This is a genomic window from Micromonospora sp. NPDC002575 (assembly GCF_042889525.1).
In the GTDB taxonomy this organism is placed as follows: domain Bacteria; phylum Actinomycetota; class Actinomycetes; order Mycobacteriales; family Micromonosporaceae; genus Micromonospora; species Micromonospora carbonacea.
This window is the reverse complement of sequence record NZ_JBIARA010000010.1, coordinates 45824-62615: the sequence shown is the minus strand read 5'-3', so window position 1 is coordinate 62615 and position 16792 is coordinate 45824. Positions and strand designations below refer to the sequence as shown.

17 protein-coding genes are annotated in these 16792 nt (G+C 73.3%); 11 read left to right on the top strand and 6 right to left on the bottom strand.

Translation table 11 applies throughout. The features are described 5' to 3' along the window. Positions 1 to 8: 8 nt before the first annotated feature. On the bottom strand, positions 9 to 515 hold the full coding sequence (locus tag ACFYWL_RS17000) for a hypothetical protein (protein WP_386973388.1): 507 nt from the start codon (positions 513 to 515) through the stop codon (positions 9 to 11). 148 nt (positions 516 to 663) lie between these two features. On the opposite strand from ACFYWL_RS17000, the gene ACFYWL_RS16995 reads away from it, so the two are divergent. The 3 genes from ACFYWL_RS16995 to ACFYWL_RS16985 all read left to right on the top strand — a co-directional run bounded on the left by ACFYWL_RS16995 (position 664) and on the right by ACFYWL_RS16985 (position 2708). Next, positions 664 to 1518 (top strand): helix-turn-helix domain-containing protein, encoded by an 855-nt coding sequence (locus ACFYWL_RS16995; RefSeq protein WP_386973777.1) that lies wholly within the window; start codon positions 664 to 666, stop codon positions 1516 to 1518. Between the two features lie 23 nt (positions 1519 to 1541). Continuing rightward, positions 1542 to 1745 carry a DUF397 domain-containing protein gene (locus tag ACFYWL_RS16990; protein WP_386973385.1) on the top strand — a complete coding sequence of 68 codons (204 nt, stop codon included), beginning with the start codon at positions 1542 to 1544 and terminating at the stop codon, positions 1743 to 1745. A 63-nt stretch (positions 1746 to 1808) separates the two neighbouring features. Then, complete coding sequence (locus ACFYWL_RS16985) at positions 1809 to 2708, top strand: SWIM zinc finger family protein (protein ID WP_386973382.1); 900 nt, start codon at positions 1809 to 1811, stop codon at positions 2706 to 2708. Positions 2709 to 2805: 97 nt separating this feature from the next. Here the strand turns inward: ACFYWL_RS16985 and ACFYWL_RS16980 are convergent, their stop codons facing one another. Then, positions 2806 to 3672, bottom strand: coding sequence for a hypothetical protein (locus ACFYWL_RS16980; RefSeq protein WP_386973379.1), 867 nt, complete (start codon positions 3670 to 3672; stop codon positions 2806 to 2808). 666 nt (positions 3673 to 4338) lie between these two features. Here ACFYWL_RS16980 and rapZ point away from each other — a divergent pair. The 8 genes from rapZ (at position 4339) to ACFYWL_RS16940 (ending at position 11446) form a co-directional block, all read left to right on the top strand. Then, on the top strand, positions 4339 to 5241 hold the full coding sequence (rapZ, locus tag ACFYWL_RS16975) for an RNase adapter RapZ (RefSeq protein WP_386973775.1): 903 nt from the start codon (positions 4339 to 4341) through the stop codon (positions 5239 to 5241). Further along, on the top strand, positions 5238 to 6266 hold the full coding sequence (gene yvcK / locus ACFYWL_RS16970) for a uridine diphosphate-N-acetylglucosamine-binding protein YvcK (protein ID WP_386973377.1): 1029 nt from the start codon (positions 5238 to 5240) through the stop codon (positions 6264 to 6266). Before rapZ ends, yvcK begins: the two co-directional genes overlap by 4 nt. 54 nt (positions 6267 to 6320) lie before the next feature. Continuing rightward, on the top strand, positions 6321 to 7301 hold the full coding sequence (whiA, locus tag ACFYWL_RS16965) for a DNA-binding protein WhiA (RefSeq protein WP_043967505.1): 981 nt from the start codon (positions 6321 to 6323) through the stop codon (positions 7299 to 7301). Between the two features lie 315 nt (positions 7302 to 7616). Then, entirely contained in the window at positions 7617 to 8621 is a 1005-nt protein-coding gene (gene gap / locus ACFYWL_RS16960) for a type I glyceraldehyde-3-phosphate dehydrogenase (protein ID WP_386973374.1), read from the top strand. After that, the gene (locus tag ACFYWL_RS16955) at positions 8618 to 9817 is read left to right on the top strand and encodes a phosphoglycerate kinase (protein WP_386973371.1); all 1200 of its coding nucleotides are present in this window, start codon (positions 8618 to 8620) and stop codon (positions 9815 to 9817) included. The genes gap and ACFYWL_RS16955 overlap by 4 nt, the downstream gene beginning before the upstream one ends. Continuing rightward, positions 9817 to 10608 carry a triose-phosphate isomerase gene (gene tpiA, locus ACFYWL_RS16950; RefSeq protein WP_343448701.1) on the top strand — a complete coding sequence of 264 codons (792 nt, stop codon included), beginning with the start codon at positions 9817 to 9819 and terminating at the stop codon, positions 10606 to 10608. Before ACFYWL_RS16955 ends, tpiA begins: the two co-directional genes overlap by 1 nt. Positions 10609 to 10703: 95 nt before the next feature. Then, positions 10704 to 10970: a preprotein translocase subunit SecG gene (secG, locus tag ACFYWL_RS16945; RefSeq protein ID WP_386973368.1), complete on the top strand. Its 267-nt coding sequence runs from the start codon at positions 10704 to 10706 to the stop codon at positions 10968 to 10970. A 131-nt stretch (positions 10971 to 11101) separates the two neighbouring features. Beyond that, positions 11102 to 11446 carry an RNA polymerase-binding protein RbpA gene (locus ACFYWL_RS16940; RefSeq protein WP_386973366.1) on the top strand — a complete coding sequence of 115 codons (345 nt, stop codon included), beginning with the start codon at positions 11102 to 11104 and terminating at the stop codon, positions 11444 to 11446. A gap of 96 nt (positions 11447 to 11542) precedes the next feature. Here ACFYWL_RS16940 and pgl read toward each other — a convergent pair whose 3' ends face one another. The 4 genes from pgl to ACFYWL_RS16920 form a co-directional block, all read right to left on the bottom strand. Further along, the gene (pgl, locus tag ACFYWL_RS16935; RefSeq protein WP_386973364.1) at positions 11543 to 12292 is read right to left on the bottom strand and encodes a 6-phosphogluconolactonase; all 750 of its coding nucleotides are present in this window, start codon (positions 12290 to 12292) and stop codon (positions 11543 to 11545) included. A 123-nt stretch (positions 12293 to 12415) separates the two neighbouring features. Next, complete coding sequence (locus ACFYWL_RS16930; RefSeq protein ID WP_386973361.1) at positions 12416 to 13432, bottom strand: glucose-6-phosphate dehydrogenase assembly protein OpcA; 1017 nt, start codon at positions 13430 to 13432, stop codon at positions 12416 to 12418. 31 nt (positions 13433 to 13463) lie between these two features. Then, positions 13464 to 14978, bottom strand: a complete 1515-nt coding sequence (gene zwf, locus ACFYWL_RS16925) for a glucose-6-phosphate dehydrogenase (protein WP_386973359.1) — start codon at positions 14976 to 14978, stop codon at positions 13464 to 13466. 124 nt (positions 14979 to 15102) lie between these two features. Beyond that, entirely contained in the window at positions 15103 to 16746 is a 1644-nt protein-coding gene (locus ACFYWL_RS16920; protein WP_386973356.1) for a glucose-6-phosphate isomerase, read from the bottom strand. Positions 16747 to 16792 lie beyond the last annotated feature (46 nt).

Genomic DNA, 16792 nt, shown 5'->3' with positions numbered 1-16792 from the left:
GATGGCTGCTAGTCGCCGTCGCCCCAGCACAGCCCGCCGATGCCGGCCGCGCTGTGAAAGCCCGGATGGCCGGTGACGTCCAGGCAGACCTCGCCGTCGGGGCCGATCCGGCCGCAGAACACCGGCTCGACGTGGTTCCAGGCGTCGGCCCGGGACAGCAGCGCGGCGCTCGCGGGCAACTCGGGGCGCAGGATCGTCAGGCCCTCCGTGTAGACGACGGCCTGGTCGCGGGCCTCCCGCAGGTCGGGCGCCGGGTAGGACAGGTGCAGCGTCCACCGGCGGTGCATCTCGTACGCCCCGGCGGGCGGCCGGTTGCGCCCCGAGGCCCGCTCGCGGTCCGTCGTGTAGCGGCTGACCAGGGAATTCACGTACGACGAGAGGGCGTCCGGCTTCGTCAGCGCGTGCGCGACGGCGGCACGGACCCGCTCGGACACGTCGGCCCCGTCGAGCATGGCGGCCAGGTCACGATGAAAGTCGGACTCGGACCCCCACTGCGACGCTTCATTGTCAGTCACTGTCGTGTGCCTCTCCGTAGCGGGTGAGTAGCAAGAGACTGACTGATGGGGACGAAAAACGCAACGTTGCATTTTCTTGTGTCGGATGCTTGATCCGTGGTTGCTCTTGGGTGAGAATCGGTTACCCAGAGTGGAGGTGGTGTTGGCGATGGCGCACGTGCCGAGTCCGACGATCAGGGCCCGTCGTCTGCGACGCGAGCTGCGTCGCCTGCGGGACCGCACCGGGCACACCGCCGAGGATGTGGCCAAGCTGCTGGGCTGGCATCGCACCAAGATCATCCGCTTCGAACTCGGGCACTCCCGGGTGATGCCCAAGGACCTGCCGCCGTTGCTCGACCTCTACGACGCCTCCGAGGAGGAACGGGAGTCGCTGACCGCGCTGCTGCGGCAGTCGCGCCAGAAGGGCTGGTGGAGCGCGTACGGCGACGTGCTGCCGGACGACTACGTCGGCTTCGAGGCGGAGGCGACGTTGATCAGCGCGTTCGAGAGCCTGTACGTGCCCGGCCTGTTGCAGACGGAGGAGTACGTCCGCGCGATCGTCAAGGCAGGGCGCAGCACCGCCGACCAGGACGAGACGGATCGAGTAGTGGCGGCGCGACTTGCCCGCAAAGCCCTGCTGTTCCGTGACGTGCCACCGTCGTTGTGGGCGGTGTTGGATGAGGCGGCGGTCCGGAGGGTGGTCGGTGGCCCGAGGGTGATGCGTGCTCAGCTCGCGCGCCTGGTCGAGGCGTGCGAGATGCCCACGGTCGAGATACAGGTCCTGCCGTTCGCCGCCGGAGCACACGCAGCGATGGGTGGAGCCTTCACCCTGCTGGGTTACGCCGATCCGGTGCTCGACCCGGCGGTGGTCTATGTCAGCAACGACACCAGCGCTCTGCTGCTGGAAGAGGACCGACAGGTAGCCCGCTATAGACTCATGTTCGACCACCTTCGGGCCAAGGCGCTCGACCCTGACCAGTCTGCGGACCTCCTTGCGCGGATTGCTGCCGAGGTCCCGGACTGAGTCCAACCTCTGGGAGGCTACCGATGACCCCCCTGGATCCGGCGCAGATCTTTTGGCGGAAGAGCAGCCGAAGCGGTGCGAACGATTCGAACTGCGTCGAGGTGGCCGAACTCTCTGGCGCGTTGGCGGTGCGGGACTCCAAGGACTCGGACGGACCAGCGCTCCTCTTCGACCGGGACGCCTGGTCGTCGTTCGTCGCCGGCCTGCGGCGCGGCCTACGCGGCTGATCCCTCGCCGTTGGTCGCCGCCCTGATGCCGGCGGCATCACCCACACCCGGTTAGATGACCGGATGGCGGTGAGCATCGACATCGAAGCCCTGCGGGACGCGGCCGGTTCCGTGGCCTGCGCAGCGGCGGACAGGCTGCGGGCGGGCGGTCAACCGGCGGAGTTCGTGCCGGCCGGCGGGGGAGCATCCGGCGTGATCCGGGAGGCCGGGCAGCCGCCGTACGAGGTCTGGGTGGGCGTCACGGGGGACGGCTTCACCGCCGAGTGTGACTGCCCGGATGGCGCGGGGCTGTGCGCGCACGCGGTGGCCCTCACCGTCGTTGCCCTGGACGAAGGTCTCGCCTGGTCCTCGGCCGCCACACCACCGTCGGCCCTGGCGGTCGACCCCCGGGTCGCTCGGCTGGCCGAACTCGCGCGGACCATCCCCGCCCGGCGGCTGGCGTTGCTGGTCGCCGAGTGGGCGGCCACGGACCGCGTGCTGGAGAGCAGGTTGCGGGCGCAGGCCGGCCAGCTCGCGCCCCTCACCGCCGCCGAGCTGGACGACATCCGTCGCACGATCGACAACCTGGCCCGCGAGGCGACCAGCGGTGACCGTTGGGACCTGCACGACGTGGAGAAGGCCGGCCGGGCGATCGTCGAGGAGGTCGAGGTGCTTGCCCAACGACCGCCGACCCAGGAGGCGCTGCTGCTGGTCGAGCGGGCCGCCCGCGCGTGGGACGGGCTCTCCGGCTACCTGTACGACGCCTGGGAGACGTACGAGGATGAACCGGCCGAGATCGGCGGCGCGCTGCGGGCGGTCCACGTCCAGCTCTGCGAGCAGGTGCAGCCGGACCCCGACGAACTCGCCGCCCGGCTCGCCGAGATCATCGGGGCGGCCGAGGTCGACTCCTGTCTCGACGAGCCGTGGGACTACCTCGCCGTGCTCGGCCGTCAGCGCGTCAAGGCGCTGCGGCAGCTCCACTGACGGCCGCCGCGCCCGACGCTGCCGCTGCCGCCGTGCGTGCTTGTTAGGAAGGGTCCCCTGTACAACAGAATGCGTTAACAGGGGGCCCTTCCTTGCGCTAGGCCCAGGGGGCGAGCGGGTACCAGGGGATGATCTCGCGGCGGGCGAGCAGCCGGACGTCCCAGTAGAGGAACGTGAACGCGCCGGCGACGATGAACGCGACCGCCGTCAGCACCGCCAGCCGGCTCGGCCGCTCGGCGAACCACCGTTGCAGGCGGGAGCCGGCGAGCCAGGCCAGCAGCAGGAACAGCACCGCCATGATGACGATGTTGCCGAGGGACTGGAGCGTGAACGCCGCCGCGCCGTACAACGGGTTGCCGCTCTCGGCGGCGTCGCGGAACATCTGCCGGAACAGCGGGAAGGGCCGCCCGATCAGGAAGCCGGCGATCAGCGCGCCCATGAAGACCATGGGCGCGTTGGGGAACCGGCGGGCGAGCCGGGCGAACGGGTCCGCGACGATGCCGAGCGAGGCCAGGCCGAGGTAGACCATCACCAGGCCGATCAGGCCGAAGACGACCATCGACTGGATGCTGCGCGGCGACAGGCCGCCGGGCGTGGTCGGGGCCGTGGAAAACTGCGGCATGGCGGTGCCGACGAGGCCGACGATCGCACCGTACGTCGCCGACACCGCGATCATTCCGACGGACATCCAGCCCAGGGGCTTCAGCGGCTGGCCGAACCGGCTGAGGCGGCTCCCGGCGGTGGTGCCGGTCAGCGGGGCGATGGCGCCGAAGGCGGCGATGTTGCAGGCGGTGAACGTGCCGGCGATGCCGGAGACGAAGGCGAACACGATGCCCGCCGCGATCCCCTGGATCGGCGTCTCCTTGGCGTCGTGGCCCAGCAGCGTGTTGGCGACGTTGTCGCCGATGGTCTGGTCCACGAACTCGGCCGACCAGACCACGGTCAGCAGGAAGCCGCCGAGCACGCTGAGCAGGACGATAAGTGCCCGTCGCCGGGGGAAGTGCCCGTTGACGAAGGTGGACGTTCCCGTCCCTGCGGTGTGGGGTCGGAGGTCCACGGTGGGTCCGGAAGAACGGTGGGTCTGCGTCACGCTGCGCTCCTCATGCCGAGGGGACGAGACCCCGGCGGGGGCGCGTCGGCGACGCTGGCGACGACGCCCGGACCGGGAGGCCGGCACCGCCGGCCGGTGGACGTCGCCCCGATGTTGATCGAGTGGGGTCGATATCCAACCGCAGTATGGCGTCGGGTCGGCCCACCGACTTCTCCGAACGTGCCCAACCCCGCCCCGCCCCCTTCCCGCCCCCGCCCCCGCCCCCGCCCGCCCAGCCCGGGGTGCGCCGTCCGCGTACCCGCGATCTTGCACTTGCGGCCCGGGCAAAAGGGGCGAACAGGGCGGATCGGGGGCCGCAAGTGCAAGATCGGCGGGGGGAGGGGGCGGGGGAGCGGGCGGGGCTGCGGGCGGGGTGGTTACCGGGGCGTGGGGGATGGGCGGGATAGAGTTCTAGGCTGGCCGCCGCGGTCAGGTCGGCCGTGCGTCATCCGTGGGGAGTGGGCAGTGAACGAGGCGCGGACGTCCGAGGTTCCGGCCGGCGACGGCCCGACAGCGGCGGCGGGGCCGGCCACGGAGAGGCTGCCGGTGGCCGCGGAGGCGGCGACCCGGGCGGCGACGGAGGCGGAGACCACCCTGGTGGTGGTGACCGGAGTGTCCGGCGGCGGGCGCAGCACGGTGGCCCGCGCCCTGGAGAACGTCGGCTACTACGTCGTCGACAACCTGCCCCAGGCGCTCATGCTCGACATGGCCGAGCTGGCCGTCAAGGCCGGCGGCGCGGCCCGGCGTACGGCGATGGTGCTGGACGTGCGCTCCCGCGCCTTCTCCACGGACCTGGCCGGGGCGATCCGGGAGCTGAAGGACCGGGGATTCTCCCCGCGCGTGGTCTTCGTCGACGCCGACGACGAGGTGCTGATCCGCCGGTTCGAGAGCGTCCGGCGCTCGCACCCGTTGCAGGGCGACGGGCGGCTCGCCGACGGCATCGCCGTGGAGCGGGGCCTGCTGGAGGAGGCCCGCGACCAGGCCGACGTGATCATCGACACCAGCCACCTCAACGTCAACCAGTTGCGCCGCCGGATCGAGGAGCTGTTCGGCGGCGAGGACGCCCGCCGGCTGCGGATCACCGTGCTCTCCTTCGGCTTCAAGTACGGCCTCCCGCCGGACGCCGACTTCGTCCTCGACGCCCGGTTCCTGCCGAACCCGTACTGGGTGCCCGAGCTGCGGGAGCACACCGGGCGGGAGGAGGCGGTCAGCGCGTACGTGCTGGGCCAGGAGGGCGCGGACGCCTTCGTCGGCACGTACGCGGACCTGGTCAACGCCACCACCGTCGGGTTCGAGCGGGAGGGCAAGCGGTACCTGACCGTGGCGGTCGGCTGCACCGGCGGCAAGCACCGCAGCGTGGCCATCGCCGAGGAGCTGGCCTCCCGGCTGCGCCACGCAGGGCTGGCGGCCAACGCGCAACACCGCGACCTGGGGCGGGAATGACGCCGCCGGCGGAGCCCCCGGGCAGGGGTGGCGAGCGGGGCGACGGGCGGCGTACCCGGGTGGTCGCCTTCGGCGGCGGGCATGGCCTGTCGGTGTCCCTGCGGGCGCTGCGCCGGTGCGTGCCCGAGCTGGACCTGGACATCACCGCCGTCGTCACCGTCGGCGACGACGGCGGCTCCAGCGGCCGGCTGCGCGCCCGCCGGGGCGGCCTGCCCCCGGGCGACCTGCGCCAGGCGCTGGTGGCCCTGGCCGGGGACCACCCGGCCACCCGGCGCACCGCCGGGCTGTTCCAGCACCGCTTCGCCGACACCCCCCGCGACCCAGCCGACACCGACGACGGGCTGGCCGGGCACGCCGTGGGCAACCTGGTGCTCTGCGGGCTGATCGAGCTGCTCGGCGACCCGGTGGCCGCCCTGGAGCACGCCGGGGCGATGCTCGGCGCGGTGGGCCGGGTGCTGCCGATGTCCCGCCAGCCGGTCGGCATCGAGGCCCGGGTGCGCGGCGCAGACCCGGCGCACCCGGACGAGGTGCGCACGGTGCGCGGCCAGCACCAGGTGGCGGTCACCGCGGGGCGGGTGGAGTCGCTGCGGCTGACCCCGACGACCCCGGCGGCCTGCGCGGAGGCGGTGGCCGCGACGGCCGAGGCCGACTGGTTGATCTTCGGGCCCGGCAGTTGGTACACCAGTGTGCTGCCGCACCTGCTGGTGCCGGGGCTGGCCGCCGCGATCGTGGCGAGCCCGGCCCGTCGGCTGGTCACCCTCAACCTCGCGGCGGAGCAGGAGACCCTCGGGCTCTCCCTCGCCGACCATCTGGACACCCTGCGGCACTATCTGCCCGAGCTGGCGGTGGACCTGGTGCTGGCGGACTCCAAGGCGGTGGGCGATCCCGCGCCGGTCGAGCGTGCGGCAGAATCGCTGGGTGCCCGGCTGGTCCTCGCCCCGGTCGCCGTCACCGACGGCGAACCCCGTCACGATCCGGCCGCCCTGGGTGCCGCCCTGGTGCCTGTCCTGGGCGCCGATCGTTAAGCACGTACGTAATCTCCGGCGACACGCCGGAACCGGTCCGTGAGGGGGCGCACAATGGCGATGACGGCTGCGGTCAAGGACGAGCTGAGCCGGGTCGACGTGCCCAAGCCCTGCTGCCGGCGGGCGGAGATGGCGGCGCTGCTGCGCTTCGCCGGCGGGCTGCACATCGTCTCCGGCCGGGTGGTGGTCGAGGCCGAGCTGGACACCGGGGCGGTGGCCCGGCGGCTGCGCCGGGAGATCGCCGAGGTCTACGGCTACTCCAGCGAGATCCACGTGCTCGCCTCCGGCGGGCTGCGCAAGGGCAGCCACTTCATCGTCCGGGTGGTCAAGGACGGCGAGGCCCTGGCCCGGCAGACCGGGTTGCTGGACGTGCGCGGCCGGCCGGTGCGCGGCCTGCCGCCGCACGTGGTGGCCGCGAACGTCTGCTGCGCGGTCTCCGCGTGGCGGGGGGCGTTCATGGCGCACGGCTCGCTGACCGAGCCCGGCCGCTCCAGCGCGCTGGAGATCACCTGCCCGGGCCCGGAGTCGGCGCTGGCGCTGGTCGGCGCGGCCCGGCGCATCGGCATCACCGCGAAGAACCGCGAGGTGCGCGGCGTCGACCGGGTGGTGGTCAAGGACGGCGACGCCATCGCGGCGCTGCTCACCCGCATAGGAGCACACTCCAGCGTGCTGGCCTGGGAGGAGCGCCGGGTGCGCCGCGAGGTGCGGGCCACCGCCAACCGGCTGGCCAACTTCGACGACGCCAACCTGCGCCGCTCGGCGCGGGCGGCCGTGGCCGCCGCCGCCCGGGTGACGCGGGCGCTGGAGATCCTCGCCGACGACGCGCCCAACCACCTCACCTCCGCCGGCCGGCTGCGCCTGGAGCACCGGCAGGCGTCCCTGGAGGAGCTGGGCGCGCTCGCCGACCCGCCGCTGACCAAGGACGCCATCGCCGGGCGGATCCGCCGGCTGCTGGCCCTGGCCGACAAGCGGGCCCGCGACCTGGGCATCCCGGATACGGAAGCGGCCGTCACGCCCGACATGCTCGTGGTCTGATAGGACGGTGGCGGTGGGCCCGCGGCGGCCCGGCCCGCCGCGCGTCGACCCGGGGCGCGTGCCGGCCCCGGGAGCGCGCAGCGGATCACCACCCGGCGCACCGCGCCGCCACGCGCTCGGATAGGGTCGTTGCGTACGGCAAGGGGGCCGGCACCGGCACTCTCGCCGTGCACACCGCCTCCGGCGGTCAGGTTCTCTCGGGCCGCGGCGGGGTGGCCGACACGAACTGTCAACGGCCGACTCCAACGGTCGGCGCACACCACTTCGCCGGTCCGATTCCACGCCGGCGGATAAGAACGCGAGGAGATGGGACCTGTGACCATCCGGGTTGGCATCAACGGCTTCGGCCGCATCGGCCGTAACTTCTTCCGGGCCGTGCTGGCGTCCGGCGCGGACGTCGAGGTCGTGGCCGTCAACGACCTGACCGACAACGCGACGCTCGCCCACCTGCTCAAGTACGACAGCATCCTGGGTCGCCTCCCGCACGAGGTCAAGGCGACGGCCGACGAGATCACCGTCGGCGGCAAGACCATCAAGGCGTTCGCCGAGCGCGACCCGGCGAAGCTGGCGTGGGGCGAGGTCGGCGCCGACGTGGTCATCGAGTCCACCGGCTTCTTCACCGACGGCACCAAGGCGAAGGCGCACGTCGACGGCGGGGCCAAGAAGGTCATCATCTCCGCCCCGGCGAAGAACGAGGACGTCACGGTCGTCATGGGCGTCAACCACGACCAGTACGACCCGGCCAAGCACACGATCATCTCGAACGCCTCCTGCACCACCAACTGCCTGGCCCCGATGGCGAAGGTGCTGCACGACACGTTCGGCATCACCAAGGGTCTGATGACCACCATCCACGCGTACACCCAGGACCAGAACCTCCAGGACGCGCCGCACAAGGACCTGCGCCGCGCCCGGGCCGCCGCGCTGAACATCGTCCCGACCTCCACGGGCGCCGCGAAGGCCATCGGCCTGGTGCTGCCGGAGCTGAAGGGCAAGCTCGACGGGTACGCGCTGCGGGTGCCGATCCCCACCGGCTCGGCCACCGACCTCACCGTCGAGGTGGGCCGGGAGACCTCGGTCGACGAGGTCAACGCCGCGCTGAAGGCCGCCGCCGAGGGCCCGCTCAAGGGCGTCCTGGTCTACAACGAGGACCCGATCGTCTCCGCCGACATCGTCACCGACCCGGCGTCGTGCATCTTCGACGCGCCGCTGACCAAGGTCATCGGCAACCAGGTCAAGGTCGTCGGCTGGTACGACAACGAGTGGGGCTACTCGAACCGCCTGGTGGACCTGGTCAAGCTGGTGGGTCAGTCGCTGTGACCATCCGCAACCTCGACGACCTGCTCGCCGAGGGGGTGTCGGGTCGGCGCGTGCTCGTGCGCGCCGACCTGAACGTCCCGCTCGACAAGCAGACCGGCGCGATCACCGACGACGGGCGCATCCGCGCGGTGCTGCCGACGTTGACCGCCCTGACCGGGGCGGGCGCGAAGGTCGTGGTCTTCTCGCACCTGGGCCGCCCGAAGGGCGCGCCCGACCCGCAGTTCAGCCTGCGTCCGGTCGCGGCCCGCCTCGGCGAGCTGCTCGGCGCGCAGGTGCGGTTCGCCGAGGACACCGTCGGCGAGTCCGCCCGGTCCACGGTCGGCGCGCTCGCCGACGGCGAGGTCGCCCTGCTGGAGAACCTGCGCTTCAACAAGGGCGAGACCAGCAAGGACGAGGCGGAGCGGGGCGCGTTCGCCGACCAGCTCGCCGCGCTCGGCGAGGCGTACGTCGACGATGCGTTCGGCGCGGTGCACCGCAAGCACGCCAGCGTCTTCGACGTGCCGGCCCGGCTGCCGCACGTCGCGGGCCGCCTGGTGCTGCGCGAGGTGGAGGTGCTGGCCAAGCTCACCGGCGAGCCGGAGCGCCCGTACGTGGTGGTGCTCGGCGGCTCGAAGGTCTCCGACAAGCTCGCGGTGATCGAGGCGCTGCTGCCGAAGGTCGACCGGCTGCTCATCGGCGGCGGCATGTGCTTCACGTTCCTCAAGGCCCAGGGCCACGAGGTGGGCACGTCGCTGCTGGAGGAGGAGATGGTCGAGACCTGCCGCAACCTCCTGGAGCGGGCCGACGGCAAGATCCTGCTCCCGGTCGACGTGGTGGCGGCGGACGCCTTCGCCCCCGACGCGGCGCACGACACGGTCCGCGCCGACGCCATCCCGAGCCACCGCCTCGGGCTGGACATCGGCCCGGAGACGGTGGCCGGCTTCGCCGCCGCGCTCGCCGACGCGAAGACGATCTTCTGGAACGGCCCGATGGGCGTGTTCGAGATGGCGGCGTTCGCGAACGGCACCCGGGGCGTCGCTGAGGCGATCACCAAGGCCGGCGCGTTCAGCGTGGTCGGCGGCGGCGACTCTGCGGCGGCGGTCCGTGCCCTGCGGCTGGACGAGACTGATTTCAATCACATCTCCACCGGCGGCGGCGCGTCGCTGGAATACCTGGAGGGCAAGACCCTCCCCGGCATCGCGGCGCTGGAGGACTGATGGCGGCGATCACCCGCCGGCCGCTGATGGCCGGCAACTGGAAGATGAACCTCAACCACTTCGAGGCCAACCTGCTGGTGCAGAAGCTGGCCGCGAGCCTCACCGCGCAGCAGCTCACCGACGTCGAGTGCGTCGTGCTGCCGCCCTTCACCGACCTGCGCACCGTGCAGACCGCGATCGAGGGCGACAAGCTGCTCATCGGCTACGGCGGGCAGGACCTGTCGCCGTACCCGTCGGGGGCGTACACCGGGGACATCTCGGGGGCGATGCTGGCGAAGCTCGGCTGCACGTACGTGGTGGTCGGCCACTCCGAGCGGCGGCAATACCACCACGAGGACGACGCGCTGGTCAACGACAAGGTGACCGCCGCGCTGTCCCACGGGCTCACCCCGATCCTGTGCATCGGTGAGGGCCTGGAGGTCCGTGAGCAGCTTCGGCACGTGCCGCACTGCTGCGACCAGCTCGACGGGGCGCTGCGGGGGCTCACCCCGGAGCAGGTCACCAAGGTCGTCGTGGCGTACGAGCCGGTCTGGGCGATCGGGACGGGCAAGACCGCCACCCCGGAGGACGCCCAGGAGGTGTGCGGGGAGGTGCGCAAGCGCCTCGTCGAGACCTACGACCAGGCGACCGCCGACCAGGTGCGCATCCTCTACGGCGGGTCGGTGAAGTCCTCGAACGTGGCCTCGATCATGGCCCAGCCGGACGTGGACGGGGCGCTGGTCGGCGGCGCGAGCCTCGACGCCGAGGAATTCGCCAAGATCTGCCGGTTCCCGGAGCACATCAGCCGCTGAAGGCTCGCTATCCTTGACTCCGCCCGTCCACCGGCCGGTGCCGCAGTGCCCGACCTGTCCGGGCGAGGATCGCTACGAGAGGACTGACCCCAGCCATGCCGATCTGGTTCGCATACACGTTGATCGTGTTGCTGACGATCACGAGCATCATGCTCACCATGCTGATCCTGCTGCACCGCGGCAAGGGCGGCGGCATGTCGAGCATGTTCGGCGGTGGGGTCAGCTCCAGCCTTGCCGGCTCCTCGGTGGCCGAAAAGAACCTCGACCGCTACACCGTCCTGGTGGGCATCGTCTGGTTCGCCTGCATCGTCGGGCTGGGGCTCTGGTTGCGTCTCCAGGTCGGCAACGGCAGCGGGGTCTGAGAGCGAGCCCGCCGAGTCGTACAATCTGCGCGCGGTCCGTCACCGACGGACCGCGCGCAGTTGTTTTTGCTGCACCGCGTCGCCGCCGCCCGCCCGCGCGGCGGTCCCCTCCGACGACAGGAGCGAGCAGCGTGACGAGTGGCAACGTCATCCGGGGCACCCGGGTCGGGTCAGGGCCGGAGCGTTTCGGGGAGCGGCACGTGCCCGCCCCGCGCCGGCCGGTCAGCTACTGGTGCCGCAACGACCACCGGGTCGACGTGCCCATCGCGGCCGACGCGACGCCGCCGGCGCTGTGGGACTGCCCGCGCTGCGGGCTCCCCGCCGGCCAGGACCGGGCGGACCCGCCGGGCCGGGCCCGCCCCGAGCCCTACAAGACCCACCTGGCGTACGTGAAGGAGCGGCGCACCCCCGAGCAGGGGGAAGCGCTGTTGGCGGAGGCCCTGGCCGCCCTGCGCCGCCGCAGGGGCGGCACCTGAGCGGGGCGCTGCCGCCCGGCCGGTTGCCGGGCCGGGAGCGTTAAGAAGGGCCCCCTGCTATGCAGAAAGCGTTAACAGGGGGCCCTTCCTTACACCTCAGCGCACCTCGGCCGCCGCCGCCCGGTCCAGCAGCCACAGGGTGCGGCTGACGCCCTGCGCCCCGGCCGCCGGGAGCTGCACCGGGCCGGCCCCGGCCAGCGCCATGCCCACCGCGCGGGCTTTGTCCGCGCCGCTGGCGACCAGCCAGACCTCCTCGGCCGTGTTGATCGTCGGCAGGGTCAGCGTGGTGCGCACCGGCGGCGGCTTGGGGCTGCCCCGCACGGCGCTCACCGGCCGCGTGTCGTGGTGCACCGGGTGCCCGGGGAAGACCGAGGCGACGTGCCCGTCCTCGCCGACCCCGAGCATCAGCACGTCGAAGTGGGGGAGCGCGGCGTGCCCCGGGCGGGCCGCGCGGGCCAGCTCGGCGGCGTACCCGGCGGCCCCGGCCTCCGGGTCGTCGCCGGTCGGGCCGTCCGAGGCGGGCATCGGGTGCACCCGGGCCGGGTCCAGCGGCACCGCGTCGAGCAGCGCCGCGCGGGCCTGCGTCTCGTTGCGCTCCGGGTCGCCGGCGGGCAGGAACCGCTCGTCGCCCCACCAGACGTCGACGCGGGACCAGTCGACGGCGTCCCGGGCCGGCAGCGCGGCCACCGCGCGGTAGACGGACGCGGCGATCCGCCCGCCGGTCAGCACCATCGACGCCTGGCCCCGTTCCGCCTGCGCGTCGAGCAGCCTCACCACCAGCCGGGCCGCCACCGCCTGCGCCAGCAGGTCGGCATCGGCGTGGACGGCGACACTCGCCTCACTCATGAAATGTGCCTTCGCCTCCCGACCGCCCTCGCGGTCCGTCGTGCCCTCGGGCCGCACGGCCCTCCGTCGCGTCAGCGGCGGCGTGGCCCGGGCCGACCACGGCGGTCGGCCCGGGCCACGCCGTCACTCGTTGGTGCTCGTGCCGGCGTGGGCGGTGATCCCCGCCTCGGCCCGCTTCGCCGTCGCCGGGTCCTTCCAGACGTGCACCCGCTGGGCGGGGCGCTGCTGCAAGCCCCGCAGGCCGGCCATCGCCCCCAGCGCCTCGGCGTAGACCTGGTCGGCGTCCAGCCGGCGCAGCTCCTCGGCCAGCTCGTCGCCGAGCGGCCGGCGGGTCAGCGGAAGCTGCCGGTCGTCCTGCCCGGTGCGCCGGAAGGTCGCCACGCTGTCGTCCCGGCTGAGGGTCAGCTCGTCGCCGTTGGCGCAACTGAGCCGCACCTCGCGCATCCGGGGTGCCTCCGGCGCGGGCTCCCAGCGCGGGGCGATGCCGAGCCGGCTGTTCAGCCAGCCGCACATCAGCGCCGCCGTCGGGTCGGTCGGCGGGGCCACCACCCGGGCCTCGGTCACCCGCGCCGCGGTGGTGTCGAACGCGCCCGCGACCAGCGTGCGCCACGGGGTGATCCGGGTCCACGCCAGGTCCGTGTCGCCCGGCGCGTAGTCGCGGGCCCGCTGGCGCAGCGCCGCGATCGGGTCGTCGGCCTGCGCCGAGTCGGTGATCCGCCGGTCGGCGACGACGCCGAGGAAGTCCGTCGCGATCTCCGCCGGCGGCTCGCCGTGCCACCACGTCACCACGGGCACGTCCGGCACCAGCAGCGGCATCACCACCGACTCGGCGTGCAGCGCCAGCCGGCCGTACATCCGGGTGACCACGGCCTCGCACGGGCCGAGCCGGCCGCCGACGACGATCTCCGCGTCGAGGCGGTTGCGGTCCCGCTCGACGTCGGAGCGGACCACCACGAGCAGCCGGCACGGGTGGGCGGCGGCGGCGATCGTCGCCGCCGCCTCCGCCTCGCGGACCCGCTTCTCGTCGACCACCACGATCAGGGTGAGCGCCATGCCGCTGGCCACCCCGCCCGCGCTGCGCCGCTCGGCGGCGAGCGCCTTGACCACCTCGTTGCCGGTGGTGTCCCACAGCCCGATCAATGGAGCCTCCTGGTCTGCTCGCTGTGCTCGCTCACGCTCTGCGCCACGCCCGGCCCTCGCGGGCCAGCATCTCGTCGGCGGCGCGCGGACCCCACTCGCCGGACCGGTACGGCTCCGGCTTCGTGCCCTCCCAGGCGTGCTCCAGCGGGTCCACCACCGCCCAGCTCTGCTCGACCTCGGCGGCGTCCGGGAAGAGGGTACGGTCGCCGATCAGCACGTCCAGCACCAGCCGCTCGTACGCCTCGGGGCTGGACTCGGTGAACGCCTCGCCGTACTGGAAGTCCATCGCGATGTCGCGGACCTCCATCGTGGTGCCCGGCACCTTGGAGCCGAACTTGAGCACCACGCCCTCGTCGGGCTGCACCCGGATGACGAGCTGGTTGGGGCCGAGGGACTCCATGTCGGCCGGGTTGAACGGCAGGTGCGGGGCCTTCTTGAACATGATGGCGACCTCGGTGACCCGCCGGGGCAGCCGCTTGCCGGCCCGGATGTAGAACGGCACCCCGGCCCAGCGGCGGTTCTGGATGCCCAGCTCCACGGCCACGTACGTCTCGGTGGTCGAGTCGGCCGGCACGCCGTCCTCGTCGAGGTAGCCGACGGCCCGCTGGCCGCCCACCCAGCCGGGCAGGTACTGGCCGCGCACGGTGCCCCGGGAGACGTCCTTCGGCAGGGTGATCGCCTTGAGCACCTTCAGCTTCTCGGCGCGGATCTCGTCGGCGTCGAAGCTGGTCGGCTCCTCCATCGCCACCAGCGCGAGAAGCTGGAGCAGGTGGTTCTGGAGCACGTCGCGGGCCGTGCCGACCGAGTCGTAGAAGCCGGCCCGGCTGCCGATGCCGACGTCCTCGGCCATCGTGATCTGCACCGAGTCGACGTACTTGGAGTTCCACAGCGGCTCGAACAGGCTGTTGGCGAACCGCAGGGCCAGGATGTTCTGGACGGTCTCCTTGCCCAGGTAGTGGTCGATGCGGAAGACGTCCTGCCGGGTGAAGACGTCGTCGACCAGGTCGTTGAGCTCCTTGGCCGACGGCAGGTCGTGCCCGAACGGCTTCTCCACCACCACCCGACGCCAGCCGCCGCACTTCTCGTTGTCGGCCATCCCGGTGCGGGCGAGCTGCTTGAGCACCACGGGGAACGCCGCCGGGGGGATCGAGAAGTAGAACGCCGCGTTGCCGTGGATGCCGTGGCTGTCGCGCAGGCCGTTCAGGGTCTGGGCGAGCTTGTCGAAGGCGGCGTCGTCGTCGAACGAGCCGCCGACGAACTTGATGTTGCCGGCCAGCCGGCCCCAGACCTCCTCCCGCCACGGTGTCCGGGCGTGTTCCTTCGCCGCGTCGTGGGCCAGCGACTCGAAGTCGCCGTCGCACCAGTCGCGCCGGGCGAAGCCCAGCACCACGAAGCCGGGCGGCAGCAGCCCCCGGTTCGCCAGGTCGTAGACCGCCGGCAGCAGCTTCTTCCGCGCCAGGTCACCGGTCACGCCGAAGATCACCAGAGCGCAGGGCTCCGGGATCCGCGGCAGCCGCCGGTCCTGCGGGTCGCGCAGCGGGTTCACCGGATCACCTCCGGACCCACCAGGGTCGCCTCGGTCCGCGACTGCGGGGCTCGCAAGACCGGCCCACTCCTCGCACGCACGGTGCCTCCTAGCTCCGCTGGTTCCACTTCGTCCATCGTCACGCTCACAGTTGCCGGGCCGCGTCGAGCAGCTGGGCCACCCCCGCCGACCGGTCGGTCAGGTGCAGCCGCAGCACCGGGCGGCCCCGGCGGGCCAGGGCCCGCCGATCGCCGGCGGCCTGGGCGGCCTGGAGCCTCCCGAGGGAGTACGGCTTTCCGGGCACCGGCAGATCATCCCCGACCGTACCGGTCAACTGAAGGAAACTCCCTACCTGTGGACCACCCTTGTGGTACTGGCCGGTGGCGTGCAGGTAGCGCGGCCCCCAACCGAACGTCACCGGGCGGGCGGTCGCCCCGGCGAGCAGCGGTCGCAGCCCGGCGACATCGGCGTCGCCGAGCCGGTCCAGGTACGCCAGGACCGCCAGGTATCCGCCGGTCTCGATGCCGTCGACCAGGTGCCGCAGCGCGCCGGCCAGGTCGGCCGGGCCGCCCGCCGGGGCGTACACCTCGATCGCGCCCTCGGTCGACGACGGCGGGCGGGCCGGCGCGGCCGGGTCGAGGAACCGGGCGGTGTGCTCCCTGCTCTCGGCGGCGTCCGGCTGGTCGAACGGGTTCACCTTGAGCACCGCGCCGGCGATCGCCGTGGCGTATTCCCAGGTCAGGAACTGGGCGCCGAGCGGGCCGTTGACCGCCACGTCGGGCGCGCGGCCCCCGCCGGGCACCGCGCCGGGGGCCAGCGAACCGCCGTAGCTGACGGTGAGCACGTCGGGTGCCGCGCCGCCGGGGGCGGCGGGGGACTCCAGCACCACCGGCAGGACGCCGCGCCCCGCCTTGCCGGTCGACTCGGCGAGGAGCTGCTCGATCCAGTCGCCGAGCCCGTCGAACCCCGTGCCGTCGGGCACGAGGGCCAGCTTGTCCCGGCCGCCGGTGGCCGCCGCGCCGAGGGCGACGCCGAGCGCCAGCCCCGGGTTGTCGGCGTCGCGGCCCAGCGCCCCGGCGAGCGCACCGGCCTGCTCCAGCAGCTCGTCGACGGCCACGCCGGCCAGCGCCGCCGGCACCAGCCCGAACGCGGTCAGCGCGGCGTACCGGCCGCCCACCCGCGGGTCGCCGGGCACGGTGACCGCGCCCAGCTCGGCCGCCACCGCCTCCAGCGGGGAACCCGGGTCGGTGACCACCACGAAGTGCCGGCCGGCCTCCGCTGCGGTCAGCCCGGAATCCAGGAACGCCTGCCGGTAGACCCGCCAGTGGCTGTCGGTCTCCACGGTGCGGCCGGACTTGCCGGCCAGCACCACCACCGTGCGGTCGAGGCGGTCGGTCAGCGCCCGGCGGACCTGGCCCGCGTCGGTGGTGTCGAGCACGGTCAGCGGCCGGCCCAGGGCCCGGCTGACCACCTCGGCGGCCAGCGACGAGCCGCCCATCCCGGCGACCACCACGTGGTCCAGGTCGCCCAGCTCGGCGGCCAGCTCGGCGAGCTGGGGCAGCAGCTCGACGCTGCGCCGGTGGGTGTCCAGCCAGCCGAGCCGGGTCCGCGCCTCCGCCTCGGCGGCCGGCCCCCACAGCGTCGGGTCCTGCGCGGCCAGCCGCGCCGGCACGCCCCCGGCGACGAGGGCCTGCCGGACGGGCGCGGGCGCGGACCGGTCGACCCGGTCCGCGCCGTGCACGACCAGCCCGGCGGACGCGTCCGCCGGGCCGGTCAGCGGGTCGCTCACGTCGCCACCCCGGCCCGCCACGGGCGCGCCGGGAACGGGCCGCCGG